This window comes from Micromonospora sp. NPDC051296, from assembly GCF_040682255.1.
Classification (GTDB): domain Bacteria; phylum Actinomycetota; class Actinomycetes; order Mycobacteriales; family Micromonosporaceae; genus Micromonospora; species Micromonospora craterilacus.
On record NZ_JBFBAO010000686.1, the window covers coordinates 1 to 1074 of the forward strand.

Here is a 1074-nt window from a genome sequence, read left to right on the forward strand (position 1 = left end):
CCGGTGATGTCGTCGGCGTTGATGAGTAGGGTCCGGAGCCGGTCGACCGCGAGTAGCAGCTCGGTGCGTAGGTGCCGCAGGGTGTCGGCGGCTTCGGGTAGGTGCGCGGCGGCGGGGATGGGGTCGGTGGCGTGTTGGTCGAGGGTGCGGCCAGTGGCCAGGGCGATCCAGCGGCTGATCGTGTCGAGGTGCAGCATCAGATCCACCCCGCCTGCTAGCTGGTGAGGTGGGCGAGTTCGGCGGGGGTGAGTTGGTCGGGTGTGCGGCTGCGCCAGGCGTCGGAGTGACGCAGGTGCCACCAGCGCAGCAGCGCCCGGCACGCCGAGGCGACGTCTCCGCACACCGGCAGCGGATACGTCATCCCAGGCGGGGTGACCTGATGCAAGGCGCCGATGTACGCGGCCGGCGTCCACCCCTGGTCGGTCTCGGTGACCTCGCCGACGACCCGGTCGGGATAGGGGACGTCGAAGGCGCTGCCGGCCTCGCTGTCGGGCACCACCAGCCACCTGTGCTGCTCACGTCGCCGCAGGATGGCCACACCGCTCGCCGGATCACCGGCATACAGCAGCAGGTACCGCTCGTCGCCGCTGCCGAGCACCGGCCGGTGGTTGCGCCACGCACGGTATGCGGTGACGAGCATGGCCCCGAGCACGATGTGTCGTTCGCGGGCGGCGAGAGCGTCGGTGAGAGTCTGGTGGTAGCCGGCGATGTGTAGGTCGGCGCTGGCGGCCAAGCTGCGGCGGCCCCTGCCAGCGAGGGCATCCACTCGGGTGAGGGCCTCATCGAGGGTGGCGGTGCTGTCGGTGAACTCGCGGGCGGTCTTGTGCAGGATACGGGCGAGGTCGCCGATCGGGTCGAGGGCGGCGGTGTCGTGGCGCCACACGGCCTCGGGCAGGACGTCGTTGGTGCTGGCGGCGATACGCCGCAGCGCCGGATCGGTCAGGAACACCGGAATCTCCTTCACTGGTGGGCGGGTTGTGGGCTGCCTGCATCTCCGGCGTCATGTCCCCCTCGACCATGAGGGTCGTGGGGTCCCCCGGCAGTAGCCGGAGCAGGAAGAAAGTCGACGTGATC

1 protein-coding gene and 1 pseudogene are annotated in these 1074 nt (G+C 70.4%); both read right to left on the reverse strand.

Features of this window, described 5'->3' with window-relative positions; genetic code table 11:
* Nucleotides 1-197: pseudogene (locus AB0M52_RS34130) on the reverse strand (hypothetical protein); the annotation flags it as partial.
* 17 nt (nt 198-214) lie between these two features.
* Nucleotides 215-949, reverse strand: coding sequence for a hypothetical protein (locus AB0M52_RS34135; RefSeq protein ID WP_363962036.1), 735 nt, complete (start codon nt 947-949; stop codon nt 215-217).
* Nucleotides 950-1074: the final 125 nt, after the last annotated feature.